The organism is Cryobacterium sp. MLB-32 (genome assembly GCF_000738085.1).
GTDB lineage: Bacteria > Actinomycetota > Actinomycetes > Actinomycetales > Microbacteriaceae > Cryobacterium.
Window position 1 is genome coordinate 1 of the sequence record NZ_JPRS01000707.1, and the last position, 658, is coordinate 658.

Annotated in this window: 1 pseudogene; it reads right to left on the reverse strand. The window is 60.5% G+C overall.

Features of this window, described 5'->3' with window-relative positions:
- Positions 1-425: pseudogene (locus JF66_RS25170) on the reverse strand (hypothetical protein); the annotation flags it as partial.
- Positions 426-658 lie beyond the last annotated feature (233 nt).

The following is a 658-nucleotide window of genomic DNA, read 5'->3' on the forward strand; positions in this document are numbered from 1 at the left end:
GGAAACGACGTGGTGTCGGTGTGGGTACGGGTGATCCCGTCGGTCGCGTTGCCATCGGGGTCGGTATCGGCCAGCGAGAACTCGATCTGAGCATCATCCGCCAGCGGCAGGAACACGTCGGGCAGGGTGTCGACGTCGGGATTCGTCTTGCGGAAGTCACGATTGAGTACGGCGATCTGGCTCGCCACCTGATCGTCGGAGATGTTCTGGTCATCGTGGTTGTAGACCACGTGCACCACGACGGGGATGTGGGTGATCCCGGTCTGCGCAGCGAAGATGCCCTGGTTGATGAGCCCGCGCACTTCAAGCTCCATGGAGATGCGGGCAGCGGCGAAGCCCGGCTGCTCCGTGAGCTGCTTCGTATACACATCAGGAGTGGCACAGTATCGAGTCGTGGGCAGGTCATGTGCGGCAGCATCGGCCATGATGATTTCCTTTCCAAATAGTTGTTCGTTTCAGGTGGAATTCTGACCGCCTGGGCGTTACTCGCGCGTTATTGCTGACACCGTAGCGCGGACTGGCGACACGGGGGCATACTGTGGGCGTACTCTGCACTGGATCGCGAGCGAAGGGGAAATCATGTCGGAGCCTCAACAGCAGTTCGACCCCGAAAACCTGCCCATTGTGAGCGGTCATCGGTTCTGCGGCATCGCCCCAC